Origin of the sequence: Flavobacterium yafengii, assembly GCF_030010375.1 — a bacterium.
GTDB classification, from domain to species: Bacteria; Bacteroidota; Bacteroidia; order Flavobacteriales; family Flavobacteriaceae; genus Flavobacterium; species Flavobacterium yafengii.
Window position 1 is genome coordinate 1190441 of sequence record NZ_JASCRY010000001.1, and the last position, 14362, is coordinate 1204802.

13 protein-coding genes are annotated in these 14362 nt (G+C 34.5%); 4 read left to right on the forward strand and 9 right to left on the reverse strand.

Annotated elements, in window-relative coordinates; genetic code table 11:
* Window positions 1-43 precede the first annotated feature (43 nt).
* The 3 genes from era to QLS97_RS05280 all read left to right on the forward strand — a co-directional run bounded on the left by era (window position 44) and on the right by QLS97_RS05280 (window position 3266).
* A complete protein-coding gene (gene era / locus QLS97_RS05270) occupies window positions 44-925 on the forward strand; it encodes a GTPase Era (protein WP_282714735.1) in 882 nt (293 codons plus the stop codon).
* A 159-nt stretch (window positions 926-1084) separates the two neighbouring features.
* On the forward strand, window positions 1085-2395 hold the full coding sequence (der, locus tag QLS97_RS05275) for a ribosome biogenesis GTPase Der (RefSeq protein WP_039109002.1): 1311 nt from the start codon (window positions 1085-1087) through the stop codon (window positions 2393-2395).
* Window positions 2396-2474: 79 nt separating this feature from the next.
* Window positions 2475-3266 carry an SDR family oxidoreductase gene (locus QLS97_RS05280; protein ID WP_282714739.1) on the forward strand — a complete coding sequence of 264 codons (792 nt, stop codon included), beginning with the start codon at window positions 2475-2477 and terminating at the stop codon, window positions 3264-3266.
* Between the two features lie 100 nt (window positions 3267-3366).
* Here QLS97_RS05280 and QLS97_RS05285 read toward each other — a convergent pair whose 3' ends face one another.
* Together QLS97_RS05285 and QLS97_RS05290 are read right to left on the reverse strand one after the other, a co-directional pair.
* Window positions 3367-3603: a hypothetical protein gene (locus tag QLS97_RS05285; protein ID WP_121342751.1), complete on the reverse strand. Its 237-nt coding sequence runs from the start codon at window positions 3601-3603 to the stop codon at window positions 3367-3369.
* A gap of 122 nt (window positions 3604-3725) precedes the next feature.
* Window positions 3726-4466 carry a DUF2490 domain-containing protein gene (locus tag QLS97_RS05290; RefSeq protein WP_282714741.1) on the reverse strand — a complete coding sequence of 247 codons (741 nt, stop codon included), beginning with the start codon at window positions 4464-4466 and terminating at the stop codon, window positions 3726-3728.
* A gap of 114 nt (window positions 4467-4580) precedes the next feature.
* On the opposite strand from QLS97_RS05290, the gene QLS97_RS05295 reads away from it, so the two are divergent.
* Entirely contained in the window at window positions 4581-7367 is a 2787-nt protein-coding gene (locus QLS97_RS05295) for an outer membrane beta-barrel protein (protein WP_282714743.1), read from the forward strand.
* A 58-nt stretch (window positions 7368-7425) separates the two neighbouring features.
* Here QLS97_RS05295 and QLS97_RS05300 read toward each other — a convergent pair whose 3' ends face one another.
* The 7 genes from QLS97_RS05300 to QLS97_RS05330 all read right to left on the reverse strand — a co-directional run bounded on the left by QLS97_RS05300 (window position 7426) and on the right by QLS97_RS05330 (window position 14054).
* On the reverse strand, window positions 7426-9969 hold the full coding sequence (locus QLS97_RS05300; protein ID WP_282714745.1) for a TonB-dependent receptor: 2544 nt from the start codon (window positions 9967-9969) through the stop codon (window positions 7426-7428).
* Between the two features lie 244 nt (window positions 9970-10213).
* On the reverse strand, window positions 10214-10627 hold the full coding sequence (locus QLS97_RS05305; RefSeq protein WP_282714748.1) for an RrF2 family transcriptional regulator: 414 nt from the start codon (window positions 10625-10627) through the stop codon (window positions 10214-10216).
* A 113-nt stretch (window positions 10628-10740) separates the two neighbouring features.
* The gene (locus QLS97_RS05310; protein WP_282714750.1) at window positions 10741-11553 is read right to left on the reverse strand and encodes a TPM domain-containing protein; all 813 of its coding nucleotides are present in this window, start codon (window positions 11551-11553) and stop codon (window positions 10741-10743) included.
* Window positions 11553-11990: a TPM domain-containing protein gene (locus tag QLS97_RS05315; RefSeq protein WP_282714752.1), complete on the reverse strand. Its 438-nt coding sequence runs from the start codon at window positions 11988-11990 to the stop codon at window positions 11553-11555. Before QLS97_RS05315 ends, QLS97_RS05310 begins: the two co-directional genes overlap by 1 nt.
* Before the next feature lie 11 nt (window positions 11991-12001).
* A complete protein-coding gene (locus tag QLS97_RS05320; RefSeq protein ID WP_073352690.1) occupies window positions 12002-12589 on the reverse strand; it encodes a LemA family protein in 588 nt (195 codons plus the stop codon).
* 66 nt (window positions 12590-12655) lie between these two features.
* Window positions 12656-12988, reverse strand: coding sequence for a MerR family transcriptional regulator (locus tag QLS97_RS05325; RefSeq protein WP_091165014.1), 333 nt, complete (start codon window positions 12986-12988; stop codon window positions 12656-12658).
* An 88-nt stretch (window positions 12989-13076) separates the two neighbouring features.
* Window positions 13077-14054 (reverse strand): M23 family metallopeptidase, encoded by a 978-nt coding sequence (locus QLS97_RS05330; RefSeq protein ID WP_282714757.1) that lies wholly within the window; start codon window positions 14052-14054, stop codon window positions 13077-13079.
* Between the last annotated feature and the right edge of the window lie 308 nt (window positions 14055-14362).

Sequence of the window (14362 nt, forward strand, 5' to 3'; positions counted from 1 at the left end):
TTGACTTGATATGTCTACCTTTGCAAAATAAATTATAATAGAAATGTCACACAAAGCAGGTTTTGTAAACATCATAGGAAATCCAAATGTTGGTAAATCAACATTAATGAATGCCTTTGTTGGAGAAAGATTGTCAATAATCACATCAAAAGCACAAACAACACGTCATAGAATTCTGGGAATTGTAAATGGAGAAGATTTTCAAATGATCTTATCAGATACACCTGGAATCATCAAACCTGCTTACGAAATGCAGGAATCAATGATGAATTTTGTTAAATCCGCTTTTGAAGATGCTGATGTGCTGATTTACATGGTTGAAATTGGAGAACAAGAGTTGAAAGATGAAGCGTTTTTTAATAAAATAATTCATGCCAAAATCCCTGTTTTATTATTATTGAATAAAATCGATAATTCAAATCAGGCGCAACTGGAAGAACAAGTAGCTTTCTGGACTGCCAAAGTTCCTAATGCAGAAATTTTTCCAATATCAGCATTAAAGAATTTTAATGTACCGGAAGTTTTTGGAAGAATCATTGAGTTGTTGCCGGAATCACCTGCTTATTACCCAAAAGATCAATTGACAGATAAACCGGAGCGTTTCTTTGTAAATGAAACCATCCGTGAGAAAATCTTGTTGAATTACAGCAAAGAAATCCCATACGCAGTAGAAATTGTTACCGAAGAGTTTTTTGAGGATGAAAACATCATTAGAATCCGTTCTTTGATTATGGTGGAGCGCGATACCCAAAAAGGAATCGTTATAGGACACAAAGGTGCCGCTTTGAAAAAAGTAGGAATGGAAGCCCGTGCTGATTTAGAGAAATTCTTTGGAAAACAAATTCATATTGAGTTGTACGTGAAAGTGAATAAAAACTGGAGAAGCAACGCAAATATGTTGAAACGATTTGGTTATAACCAGTAATATAATTTGGGCGTGACCACAAGGGTTAGGCTATACGTTACAATCTTTGTTGCAAAAAAAATGCAACAAAGGATTTTCACTACTATCCTTCACGCAAAAAACGGATAGTTTAGATTACAAAATAATAGAGTACCTTTGCAAAATATTTGAATTTATATTATGAATAACATTGTTGCGATAGTAGGAAGACCTAATGTAGGGAAATCAACCCTTTTTAATAGGCTGATACAAAGAAGAGAAGCTATTGTAGATTCAGTATCTGGGGTGACCCGAGATAGAAACTATGGTAAAAGCGAGTGGAACGGAAAAGAGTTTTCTGTAATTGATACCGGCGGATATGTACGTGGTTCTGATGATGTTTTTGAAGGAGAAATCCGTAAACAAGTGGAACTTGCCATTGATGAAGCTGATGTTATCATTTTTGTGGTTGATGTGGAAGAAGGGATTACTCCAATGGATGATGCCGTTGCGAGATTGTTGCGTAAAGTGACAAAACCGGTTTTACTTGCAGTAAATAAGGTGGATAACGCCATGCGTGAGAAAGATGCAATTGAGTTTTATAACCTTGGTTTAGGAGAGTATTATACCTTTGCCAGTATTTCAGGAAGTGGAACAGGAGATTTATTGGATGCATTGATTGATGCTTTTCCTATTAAACCAGAGCCAACTCAAGAAGAAGTGGTATTGCCTCGTTTTGCAGTTGTAGGTCGTCCTAATGCTGGAAAATCAAGTTTTATCAATGCATTGATTGGTAAAGACAGATATATAGTTACTGATATTGCGGGAACAACCCGTGATTCTATTGATACAAAATTTGACCGTTTTGGTTTCGAATTTAACTTAGTGGATACTGCGGGAATCCGTCGTAAAGCAAAAGTAAAGGAAGATTTAGAGTTTTACTCGGTAATGCGTTCGGTTCGTGCCATTGAGCATGCTGATATTTGTATCTTGATTATAGATGCCACACGTGGATTCGAAGGCCAAGATCAAAGTATTTTTTGGTTGGCTGAGAAAAACCGTAAAGGTGTTGTAATCTTAGTAAACAAATGGGATTTAGTGGAAAAAGAAACGATGTCAACTCGTGATTATGAAGCTAAAATCAGAGAAGAATTAATGCCATTTACGGATGTGCCTATTCTTTTTGTTTCGGCTTTGACAAAACAACGTTTGTTGAAAGCTTTGGAAGCTACAGTAAAAGTTTTCGAAAACAGACAGCAACGTATTGCTACTTCAAAATTCAACGAATTTATGTTGAAAGTGATTGAAGCATACCCACCACCAGCTACAAAAGGGAAATATGTAAAAATTAAATATTGCATGCAGTTGCCAACACCAACACCACAATTTGTGTTTTTTGCCAATATGCCACAATATGTAAAAGAACCTTACAAACGTTATCTGGAAAATAAAATTAGAGAAAACTGGGACTTTTCAGGGGTGCCAATCGATATTTATATCAGAGAGAAATAGTTTTTATTTCTAAATTAAAATAGAAAGTTTATTGAGTTTGTAAAAGCTCGATAAACTTTTTTTATTTTTATGAAAAAATATGAATGCAATAAATGGCAAAGTAGTTTGGATTACAGGCGCTTCAAGCGGAATAGGAGAGGCTTTAGCGTATGAATTATCCGATAAAAATTGCAAATTAATTCTTTCGGCTCGAAATAGTGATGCTTTAGAAACTGTAAAATCTAAATGTTCAAACACAGAAGTTGTCATTTTGCCTTTTGATTTGGTTGATTTTGACAACGCTAAAAATCATGCAGAAAAAGCCATTACTGCTTTCGGAAAAGTGGATGTTCTTATTAATAATGGTGGGATTAGCCAGCGCTCACTGATTGTAGAAACAGATTTTGAAGTAGATAAAAAACTCATCGAAACAGATTATCTCGGGACAGTCGCTTTAACAAAAGCATTATTACCTCATTTTATCAATAATAAGAAAGGACATTTTGTAACCATAACCAGCTTGATGGGTAAATTTGGTTCGCCATATCGTTCCGGATATTGTGGGGCAAAACATGCCTTGCATGGTTTTTTTGATGTTTTGAGAATGGAACATGAAAAAGATACTATCAAAGTGACGCTTGTTTGCCCTGGATTTATTCAAACGAATGTGGCCAAAAATGCGCTTACCGCAGACGGATCTAGACAAAATAGAGACGATGAAGCAACTCAAAATGGAATGAAAGCAAGTGTTTTTGTCAAAAAATTGGTGAGAGCAGTTGAGTATGATAAATTTGAAGTTTATATTGGTGGTAAAGAAATTATGGGAGTTTATATGAAACGATTTTTCCCCAAATGGTTGCATTATTTTGTTTTAAAAAGTAAAGTGAGATAAATTTCAATATTGTCTAATGAAAATTTAAATCAGAAATTGATAATAACAAAAAATCCCGAGCAATCGGGATTTTTTGTTATTTAATAAAACTATAATATTTCTAATTTTCATCTTCTTCCAAAGTTTCCATTGGATGATCACCGTACCAATCTTTAAATGTTTTTGTAGTTGTATAATCATCATGTAGTACGGTATAAACCATAAACAAGATTAATGGTATGCCTACGCAATATAAGGTCATTATTACCGGCAAAGCTACGTTAGTTTGACATAAACCGGCAAATACAAAAACATAAATGGTAGTAAACCAAACGAGTTTAATTGCAAAATTTTTCATGGCTATATCTTTTTATTAAAGTTACGCCAGAAATTCAAAATATTTAGTTAATGTATTGATAATCAATATTTAAAATAAAATTAATTTGTATTTTTTATAACTTAAAGAGGATGAATACTATTCTAAACCTTTTTTTGGAGTTTTATTTTATGGAAAATACTGAATCGGATGATGTCTCTATTGAAATAATCAATTCCATTAGCTCGTCGTTGAAAACTGTTTAAATAACCCAATTCTAATGTAATATTTTTGTTTATACCATATTGTACCGCGGCATAAACTCTATTTTGGTCAAATGTGTTTTTAACGATATTTTTTCCTGCATTGAACATTATTTCATCTGAAAGAATAGTTTTTAAATACTGATTTTCTTTTTTCCAAAAAATGTAATCGGCTTGAAGTCTGTATCTGAATCTCCAGGAAAATGTAGTACCGGGTAATAATGATTCTTTATTGGCATTATGAATAAATCGTTCTTCTGCTTGAAATCGTTGAAGCAGTGTTACTTTATTAATGTCTAGTTTCCATGTAAGATCTTGTTGTCCTCGGTATTCCGGAGTATTAAAAGTATAGGATACTTCGGGTACTTGTGTTGCAACGGAGAAATGAGTAAAGCCAATTCCTGATTCTAAATGTTCATTGATTTTGTAGCGACCTTGAATTCGTATGACATATAAATTTTCTTTTACAGGTTTTAAAAAGACTCTATTATCAAATTCTGTATGTAAAGACCATTTCTCATTTAATAGCAATTGATTGTAGTAGCGTGTCCAAAGAATGCTTTGATGATCTATATTTTTCTCCGTTTGTGCTTGACAGAGAACAGATACAAATAAAAAGAAAATGATTCGAATAGTTTTCACGTGGTTTTTATTTCAATTTTTGGTAAATTTAAGCAAACACAATAAAAAATTAAGTGTAGATTAAACCTTTTATTTTTTTTAGTGTCTTATCTATTTATTTAAATAAATTTTTGCATGTCTAAATTGTACTTTTGTTTACTTTTTTTGCTCTTCTGTTTTTCTGTCAATGCCCAAGAAGAATATGTTGTTAAAGGAACTGTTCTTGATGTGAATACCCAAATTCCTTTAGAAGCGGCAACGGTTTATTTTTCTAATGTAAAAGATTCTACGGTATTAGAATATACAACCACGGATAAAAATGGTCTTTTTAAAATTAGTTCCAAAAAATATGAAAAACCCATCTTTTTGAAGATTTCCTATATTGGTTATCAAACCTATGTTGAGGAGCAAAAAGAGATTTCGGAGAATAAAGATTTTGGGAAACTCTATTTATTAGAAAATGTAAATGCTTTAGCTGGCGTGACTATAAAAAGCGAAGCACCACCAATTCGTGTAAAAAAAGACACACTGGAATTTCATGCAGGATCTTTTAAGGTTCGTCCTGATTCTAATGTAGAAACTTTGTTGAAGCAATTGCCCGGTTTTGAAGTGGATAGTGACGGTAAAATTACTGTAAATGGTAAAGAGGTGACCCAGTTTTTGGTAAACGGAAAAACTTTTTTTGATAGAGATGGAGCAATGGCTTTGAAAAATTTGCCAGCTGAAATCATTAATAAAATTCAGGTTTCCGATTTTAAAACCAAAAAAGAAGAATTGTCTAAACAAGAGTCAACTTCAGATTATTCGACTATCAATTTGACTATTGACGAAAAGAAAAACAAAGGTTTTTTTGGGAAATTCTTAGGGGGTTTTGGTACCGATGAACGTTATGAAAGCAGTATGGTAATGAACTTTTTTAATAACAAACAAAAAATAAGTGTTTTAGCTTCTTCCAATAATATTAATTCTTCCGGGTTTTCTATGGATGAGGTATTTGACAGTATGGGAGGAGGAAGAAATACCAGAGGGAGTAGTGGTTCGACTGTAAGCGGGAGCGGGAAAGGAATTACCCAGTCTAATTTGGCAGGATTCAATTATACCGATGAATGGATGAAAGATTTCGATGCTACTGCAAGTTATAATTTTTCGAATACCAATACCGAAAATGCAAGCAAGTCCAAACAAACCAATTTATTGCCTACGGGGAATTTCTCCACCGAATCGGAGTCGAAATCAAGAGATGAAAATACCGGAAACAAAGCCAATCTGGAGGTTGAATATAAAATTAATCCAACGACACGAATTTCTGTTACTCCAAAATTGAATCTGTCAAATTCTAATAGTAATTCTAGTGCCGAAAATTTCTCCAGGGATGGAGATGATGCACTTTTGAACGAAAGTATTTCAAAATCGTATAGAGAAAACAAGTCGACTAATTTTGGGAACACGATAAATTTTAATAAAGCTTTCCAAAAAAAGTCTCGTAATCTAAGTTTTGTTTTCACTAATAATAATACCAGAAGTGGTTCAGATGTTTTAACGGAGTCTAAAACTATTTTTCATCAAGATGGTCAATCTGATGATGTGAGAAATCAAATGAGCAATAATGAAAACACGAATGATTCGTACTCGGCAGATATTGAATATACAGAACCGATAACCGATTCTATACGCATTCGTTTTGGTGCTGATTTTGATTGGACGAATGGGATGAAAGATTTAAAAACCTTTGATTTTAATGCTGATTCTCAATCCTATTCTGTTCTAAATGAGTCCTTGACTAATTTTATCACTTCCAGGCAAAATTCAGTTAGTCCTAAAGTAGGGATTACTTTCGAAAAAAATAAATTCACTTTTAATTTGAATTCCAGTACTTCCATTATTGATTTTGATAATCATTCGCTGTATTTAAATAAAGTAATCGATTTGAATAAAAAATATGTGCTGCCTTATGGGAGAGCGCAAATCAGATACAAGTTAGATCGCTCCAAATTTATTACTTTGCGATATGATTATTCCAATAGTCTGCCTTCCTCAAGTCAATTGCTGGCAGTAGAAAATTTGGCCAATCCTTTGAATACGATAATAGGTAATCCTAATTTGAATCCCAATGAAAAACATAGCGCCAATGTCAATTTCAGGAATTTTGATTTCCGTACCCGTTCAGGTTATACTTTGTTTGTAAAGGGAGATTATAATAATAGTGAGGTGATTTCCATTTCGGTATACGATGCCAGTAGAAAAAGAACTACGACTTATGAAAATATTTCAGGAACATACGCTACGGCTATAGGGGGAAATTGGAATCAATCCATAAAAAGAGAGGCACATACCTTACGATATGGGATTGGTTTGAACAGTAGTTATTCTTTTGATAAAGGGTTTACCAATGGCGTATTGTATAGTGCCAAATCATTGGGAATTACACCAAGGGTATATTTAAATTATGATTATGGAGAAGTTTTGACCATAGCGCCATCCTATGGTTTATCTTATAATGAATCAAAATATTCCAATTATGTAACCAGTGGAAGTGCTAATGTGGTACACCGAATTAATCTGCAAACCACCAGTTATTGGCCGAAAAACTGGGTTTTTGGAAATGATTTTGGTTATACCTATAATTCCAGAATTGCAAGTGGTTTTAAGAAAGATTTTTATCTCTGGAATACCAGTTTGTCTTATGGTTTTTTTGATAAAAACATGATTGCCAAAGTAAAAGTCTATGATGTTCTGAATCAGAATCAGAATTTTTCCAGAACTATTTCGGCTACCGCCATCCGCGATGAAGAAAATACCATTTTAAAACGATATGCAATGTTTTCGCTAACCTATAAAATTCAAGATTTTTCGGGTATGAAGAAACTCCCAAAAGGTGGAAATAGGAGAGAGGGCTCCAGGGATGCTATGGGAGAGAATTAAAAAAAGCGGTTGTGTGTAACAACCGCTTTTTTTATGGGATTGTATCAGTTTGTAACCTTTATAATGAATATTTCAATGTAATTCCATACGTTCTTTGATCACCTAATACACCTGCATATTGTCCTGTATTTCCACCAGCAGGCAATAGTTGTTCGTAATAATCTTTATCTAAAAGATTGCGTCCCCAGAATTGTACAGACAAACCATCAGTTGCACGGAAACCTAAACGAGCATTAAATAGGGCATAACCCTGAACTACTAAATATTTTGAAGCAGATGGACTTGAAGAGAATTCAGAACGTGCATAAGAATCAACGGCAATAAAAATTTTTCCTGCATTTCCAAAGAATTTGGCATTATCTGAAAGTTCTCCTCCTAAAGATCCTGCCCATTTTGAAGCACCTGGTAATGCAGTTCCGGAAACATCTTTAAAAGATACTGCCGCTCCTGTTTCTTCTAAAGGAAGAGGTGCATTTGTAAATTTGACATATTTACCGTCTGTATAGGTCGCTGCTCCATTGATGGTTAAATGTTTGCTGATTACAAAACTGGCATCTAATTCTACCCCTTTTACCTGTACTTTATCTGCATTGGCAAGATAGCCACGGTTTACACCTAATTCAGCTGCCTGTACATTGGTTTGAAAATCTTTGATATCGGTATTAAAGAAGGTTAAATTGAATATTGAGTTTTTAAACGGTGATGTTTTTACACCAATTTCATAATGATTCACTTCTTCCGGTTTAATTACAGCAAGTTCAAGAATTGGTTGTCCGGCAAGCGTAGGTAATCCAGCTACGTTTACTCCAACTGGTTTATAGCTTTTTGCAAAAGTCGCATACGCATTAATCTTATCAGTAGCTTTAAAAGAAACGGTTATGTTTCCAGAAAAGTCAGTATCATCTGTGTTTGATGAAAAAGACTGATCCGTATAAACTAGTTTTTTCAAGGCAATTAAGGCTGGGTCATTCGTTTGAAGTCCTCCGTATGTTGTACGGTTATAATCAGCATCTTTTTTGTCAAAATTATAGCGTATACCTGGTAATACGTGTAAACGTTCTGTTATAGCCCAGTCCAACTGACCAAATACTGCCGCACTGGAAGCTCTAATACGGGCATCGGTTTTGATACCGTATCCTTCAAACAGACCTGGTGTTTTCCATAAATTACTGGTAGTGCTTTGTGCAAATCTCCATTGTGCATTACCAGATTCTTCTGTACCATCTGTTTGTGATGTTTGGTCAATAAAAAATACACCTACAACACCACTTAATTTAGAGGTAAGCTGACCTGCATAACGTACTTCTTGCGTTATTTGTGTCTGTCTGGTTGGGTTTTGCGATTTTGCTAATACTTGTAATCCTGTAAAATCTCTATCGTTTGATGGATCCCAATTCCAAAAACGCCAAGCAGTTGTTGCCGTAAGTGTTCCATTTCCAATTTTTGTATCTACATTTAGAGATATACCTCCCATATCTTGTCCAGAACGCCATGGCGTATCGTGGTCAATTTTACGGTCAAACGCATTTAAACTCGGTAATTGATAATTCAAATCAGCAATAATAGCATCAAATTGACGGTAAGCCGCTCTTTGTGTAGGTGCGACACCAGCAACTACCTGTGCATATCCGTCTGGACGTTGCGTTGTGATATCTGCAGCTAATATAATATTGGTTCTTTCTGAAGGCGTATAAAGTAATTGTCCTCTAATTCCTTGATTGTTTAATGTGTTTGTAGGTCTTCCTGTTGCAACATTATCGATTAAACCGTCACGTTGCGTACCGGAAAAAGAGATACGACTAGCGATTTTTGAACTCAAAGCTCCCGTAACCGAAGCTTTAGCTTGCAAAAAGTTGTAATTTCCGTAGCTCACTTCAAAGTCAGCACCTGAAGTAAAACTTGGTTTACGAGTAGTAATGTTAAAGGCACCGGAAGTTGTGTTTTTACCAAACAATGATCCTTGCGGACCACGCAATACCTCAATTTGTTCAATATCGATAAAATCTAAAGTTGTAGCTGCTGGACGGGCATAATAAACACCATTAACATAGAAACCAACACCCGGATCGATTCCATCATTTGTAAGTCCAAAAGGGGAACCTAGGCTTCGAATATTAATTCCCGTATTTCTAGGGTTTGACGAATATAATTGAACTGATGGGACAAGTTCTTTTATACGATTAACGTTAAAAGCCCCAGTTTGTTCGGCCTGTTTTCCTGTTATTACTGATATTGCGATTGGCACATCTTGTACTTTTTCTATTCGGCGTCTTGAAGAAACGACAACCTCGACCAAAGCATTTTCTTCCGTAAGATTAATTTGCAATGAAGGTATTGGTAAAGAAGTGATTTCTATTTCTGCAGTTTTATATCCTACATATTGAACTAAAAGAGTTAAAGGGAGTTTTCCTTTTGTGTCTAGTGTAAATTTCCCGTTAGAATCTGAAATTGTGTTAGAAGTCGTTCCTTTTATTACAACATTTGCGGCTTCTAATGGAATGTTTTGGTTTGTTGTAACTACACCTTCAATGTTTTGTGCAAATGATATTGAGAAAGTTAAAACGGATACTATTGTAAGTATATTTTTTATTGAATTTTTCATTTATATTAAGTATATGTAATTAGTAGAATTTAATTTAAATTTTTTTAACTAACACATACACATCATTTGGGAATTCTTTTTTTCAATTATAATTAGTTGATTTTTTCGTGATTGCCTATTCAAAAAAGCAAACTTACTTCGATGCGTTTTCATACGTTTAAATTTGGATTGTTAATGATGTATTAAATTCGAGGCAAATATATAATTAATTCTATAAAATTAGTAGAGTTTAATAAATATTTTTTTATTTTTTTACCAATGAAGCAATAGTAATGCCTTCCATGGCCTTTAAAGTTTCCTCTCTAATGGTAATCAATCCGTGTCGTAGTAGGCATTCCGATTCGTTGACGCAATCAGAACAGCGTTCGTAAAAATTCAATGATGCACAAGGAAGTAATGCAATTGCACCATCAAAAAGTCGGTGAATATCGGCTAAAGTAATGTCGTTTTTAGATTTTAAAAGATAATAACCGCCAAATTTCCCTTGTTTGCTTCCTACGAAATGGCCGCGTTTTAAATCTAACAGAATCTGTTCCAAAAACTTTTTTGGAATAGAGGCCGCCTCGGCAATTTCTATAGTTCGAGAAACATGGGTTTCTTCTTGTTGCGCTAAATATAAGAGTGCTTTTAGTGCATATTTGGCTTTATGTGAAAGCATTTACTGTAATTTATTTATGTTTTTTGAATAGATTAGGCGCTACAAATATTTAAAAGAGCCTTTAATTTTTTGAATCTCGAATGCATTTGTTTTATCAAGATGGAAACTAAATATTACCAATCTCCACCAGAACCGCCACCAGAGAAACCGCCGCCGCCAAATCCACCGCCGAAACCGCCTCCGCCAAATCCACCACCAGATGAACCTCCGCCGAAACCACCTCCGCCACTGTTTCTTCCAAGGCTACTTAGAATAATGACATCCAATAGACTTGGGCCTATGCCACCGCCTCTGTTACCGGAATTTCCGCCACCGCCTTTGTTTCGAGATATCAGCACTAGTATAATGATGACAATAACGATTAAGGGTAAAATAGGGAATCCTTTATCTTTGGTTTTTTTAACTCGTTCGCCTTTGTATTTTCCTTTGAAAACATCAAATAAAGCATCCGTTCCTTTATCAAGTCCTTTGTAATAACTTCCCGCTTTAAATTCAGGAATTATAATATTTCGGGTAATTTCTCCACCAATACCGGCAGTCAATCGATCTTCAAGACCATATCCTGGTGAAATCCATATTTTTCTTTCGGCTTTTGCCAATAAAATAAGAACACCATTGTCATTTTTTGCAGTTCCACCAATTTCCCAGGCATGTCCCCATTTTGGAGTAAGGATACCAATGTCTTCTCCTTTAAGGCTTTCTATGGTAATCACCACAATTTGGGTTGTAGTAGAATCAGAATATTTAATCAGTTTTTCTTCTAATTGTGCTTTTTCTGTTGCGCTTAAAACATTCGCATAATCATAAACAGAAGTCTGTAAAGTTGGTTTTTCAGGAATGGTAAATTGCGCAAAGCCAATTTGTGTGAATAACAAACAAACAAACAGCTTTAGGAAAATTAGGGTACTCTTTTTTTGTAATAGCATTATCCTCTAGATATTTCGTTTGATAATTCATTTGTGTCGCCTTCCAGCCAAGGGAAATATTTCTGCAATTGTTCTCCAGCTCTGGTAATTCCGTCAATAAGACCTTGCTTGAAATCTCCTTTTTTGAACTCTGCTACCATAATGTCTCGGGTACAATTCCAAAAATCATCTTGTACGACGTCATTAATGCCTTTATCACCACAAATAACAAAATGTCTGTCTTCTACCGCTAAGTAAATTAAAACACCATTTTGAAGCTCAGTTTCATCCATTTTTAGTTCATGAAAAACTTCCATGGCACGATCATACGCATCCATGGAAGTTGTTTTTTCTATATGAACTCTAATCTCGCCAGAAGTATTTTTTTCAGCCATACGAATAGCTTCAACAATTTCTTGTTCATCTTCTTTGGTTAAAAAATCTTCTACTTTTGACATTGTTTTTTAGATTAGAATTTTACTTCAACTGGTTTATCTGCACCTTCAACTGCATTAAAGTATGCTTTCTCTTTGAATCCGAATAATCCAGCAAATAAGCTGTTTGGAAACGTTTTGATGTGAGAGTTATATGGTTTTACCGCTTCATTGAAACGCGTTCTCGCCGTTAGAATTTGGTTTTCTGTACTTGCCAATTCGTCTTGTAATTTCAAGAAGTTCTGGTTGGCTTTCAATTCTGGATACGCTTCAACAGTTACTAATAATCGAGACAATGAACTGCTCACGCCACTTTGTGCTTTGTTGAATTCAGCTAATTGTTCAGGAGTAATATTTGCTGGATCAATTTTTACAGAAGTAGCTTTAGAACGCGCTTCGATAACTGCTGTCAACGTGCTTTTTTCAAAATCAGCGGCACCTTTCACAGTGTTTACTAAATTTCCAATAAGGTCATTTCTTCTTTGATAGGCTGTTTGCACATCACCCCAAGATTGTTCTACATTTTGGTTTAACGTTACTGCAGTATTATTAATTCCTTTAACCCAGCTGTAAATTACAAAAATTACAACCGCTCCGATAATCCAAGGCAAAAATCTTCTCATGTTTACTTAATTTAATGTTTATTATTTAATTGTTTAAAAATTTTAATTGGGAAATAGTCGTGCTGACTACAATTCGTTTTTAATATTTGTTAATTGTGTGCGTATCGTTTCTAATTTTCGAATAATTTCAAACTTATCCAAAGTCTTCTTTTGTCCTTCTTTCAAATGGGTTTTTGCACCTTCCAGCGTAAAACCTCTTTCTTTGACTAAATGATAGATCAATTGTAAATTAGTGATATCCTCCGGAGTAAACATTCGATTGCCTTTCGCATTCTTTTTTGGTTTCAGAATATCAAATTCATTATCCCAAAAACGAATCAGCGATGCATTCACGTCAAATGCTTTGGCTACTTCGCCAATGCTGTAATATCTTTTATCTTTAGAAAGCTCAATATGCATGTTTCTTTTATTTGACTTTTAATTCTGCAACCTGTAGACTTTTTTTCTCCTACACCTGATCACTTAAAACTGATAACTTTCTGGAGCATTAATCTAATGATTGATTCTCTTGATTTGCTAATTGTGCAATCACAACATATTCTACAGCCGAAATATTTCCGTAATAAAAATTAAGCGGATTCACCACTTTTTTATCCTTGTGAACCTCATAATGCAAGTGCGGTCCTTCGGATCTTCCTGTGCTTCCCACATATCCTATAACATCGCCTCGTTTTACGCGTTGTCCAGCTCTCGCTTTATATTTGCTCAAATGTGCGTATAAAGTTTCGTATCCAAATCCATGCCGAATAACAATATGATTCCCAAATCCTGAAGCAGTATTGTCTGCTTTTGCTACCACTCCGTCGCCAGTGGCATAAATGGGAGATCCAGTTTTAGCTGTAAAATCCATTCCTTCATGCATTTTCCTTGCTTTTGTAAAAGGATCCGTTCGGTATCCAAAACCAGATGCCATTTGTTTTAAATTCTCATTTCGTACTGGCTGAATGGCAGGAATGGCAGACAAAAAATCACTTTTAGCATCTGCCAATTTCAAAATAACATCCAATGATTTTGACTGAACCGCTAATTCCTTGCTAAGGACATCAATCCTTTTTGTGGTATTCATTACCAACTGGGAATTGTCATAACCTTCTAATACTTTATACCTGTTTTTTCCTGGTAATCCCGCTTTTCGAATAGAATCAGGAATTGCTGCTTTATTAAAATACACGCGATACAAATTATTGTCTCGATCTTCAATAGCTTCAATAACGTCATTTACCTGATCCATTTTTTTGTTCAGCAGCGCATAATTCAATCTCAAATTTTCAATTTCACGCGCTTGCAAACGGTCTTTTGGAGTTTCAAAATAAGGAGTGTTCAATAAAACAATAAAACTCAAAAAACCAAACAATGCCGATGCCAATAAAAACAGAATAATAACACCAAGTTTTCTTCTTTTTCGTGTTTTTATTTTTCTATAGGCTAGATTTTCGGAATCGTAATAATATTTTACTTTCGACATATTTTAAAATACCCTATTTTTGCACACTGTAAAAGGTTAGACGAACAAATTTAATAAATGTTTCATTTGTTACACCCTTTTTTCAATAATAAATAAAATAATGTGCCTATTCCAGCTATTCGTTACAAGTTCTCGTTTATAAATCTTTTTTTCTAATGAGCTAGCAGGAGCTTCCTCCGGTCGCTCTGCCACCTCAAGAAAAAATAGATGTATAAATCTCTAAGCTTTTCACTGCTATCTGGGGCAAAAAAATGTTAATTTGTTAATTTGGTTTTTCGTTTATGCGATGCAGCCGATTAACCAAATTA

What these genes read in the sequence shown, in the direction of transcription:
- era (WP_282714735.1), top strand. Translation starts at nt 44, where the DNA reads ATGTCACACAAAGCAGGTTTTGTAAACATCATAGGAAATCCAAATGTT.
- der (WP_039109002.1), top strand. Translation starts at nt 1,085, where the DNA reads ATGAATAACATTGTTGCGATAGTAGGAAGACCTAATGTAGGGAAATCA.
- QLS97_RS05280 (WP_282714739.1), top strand. Translation starts at nt 2,475, where the DNA reads ATGAATGCAATAAATGGCAAAGTAGTTTGGATTACAGGCGCTTCAAGC.
- QLS97_RS05285 (WP_121342751.1), bottom strand. Translation starts at nt 3,603, where the DNA reads ATGAAAAATTTTGCAATTAAACTCGTTTGGTTTACTACCATTTATGTT.
- QLS97_RS05295 (WP_282714743.1), top strand. Translation starts at nt 4,581, where the DNA reads ATGTCTAAATTGTACTTTTGTTTACTTTTTTTGCTCTTCTGTTTTTCT.
- QLS97_RS05300 (WP_282714745.1), bottom strand. Translation starts at nt 9,969, where the DNA reads ATGAAAAATTCAATAAAAAATATACTTACAATAGTATCCGTTTTAACT.
- QLS97_RS05305 (WP_282714748.1), bottom strand. Translation starts at nt 10,627, where the DNA reads ATGCTTTCACATAAAGCCAAATATGCACTAAAAGCACTCTTATATTTA.
- QLS97_RS05310 (WP_282714750.1), bottom strand. Translation starts at nt 11,553, where the DNA reads ATGCTATTACAAAAAAAGAGTACCCTAATTTTCCTAAAGCTGTTTGTT.
- QLS97_RS05315 (WP_282714752.1), bottom strand. Translation starts at nt 11,990, where the DNA reads ATGTCAAAAGTAGAAGATTTTTTAACCAAAGAAGATGAACAAGAAATT.
- QLS97_RS05320 (WP_073352690.1), bottom strand. Translation starts at nt 12,589, where the DNA reads ATGAGAAGATTTTTGCCTTGGATTATCGGAGCGGTTGTAATTTTTGTA.
- QLS97_RS05325 (WP_091165014.1), bottom strand. Translation starts at nt 12,988, where the DNA reads ATGCATATTGAGCTTTCTAAAGATAAAAGATATTACAGCATTGGCGAA.
- QLS97_RS05330 (WP_282714757.1), bottom strand. Translation starts at nt 14,054, where the DNA reads ATGTCGAAAGTAAAATATTATTACGATTCCGAAAATCTAGCCTATAGA.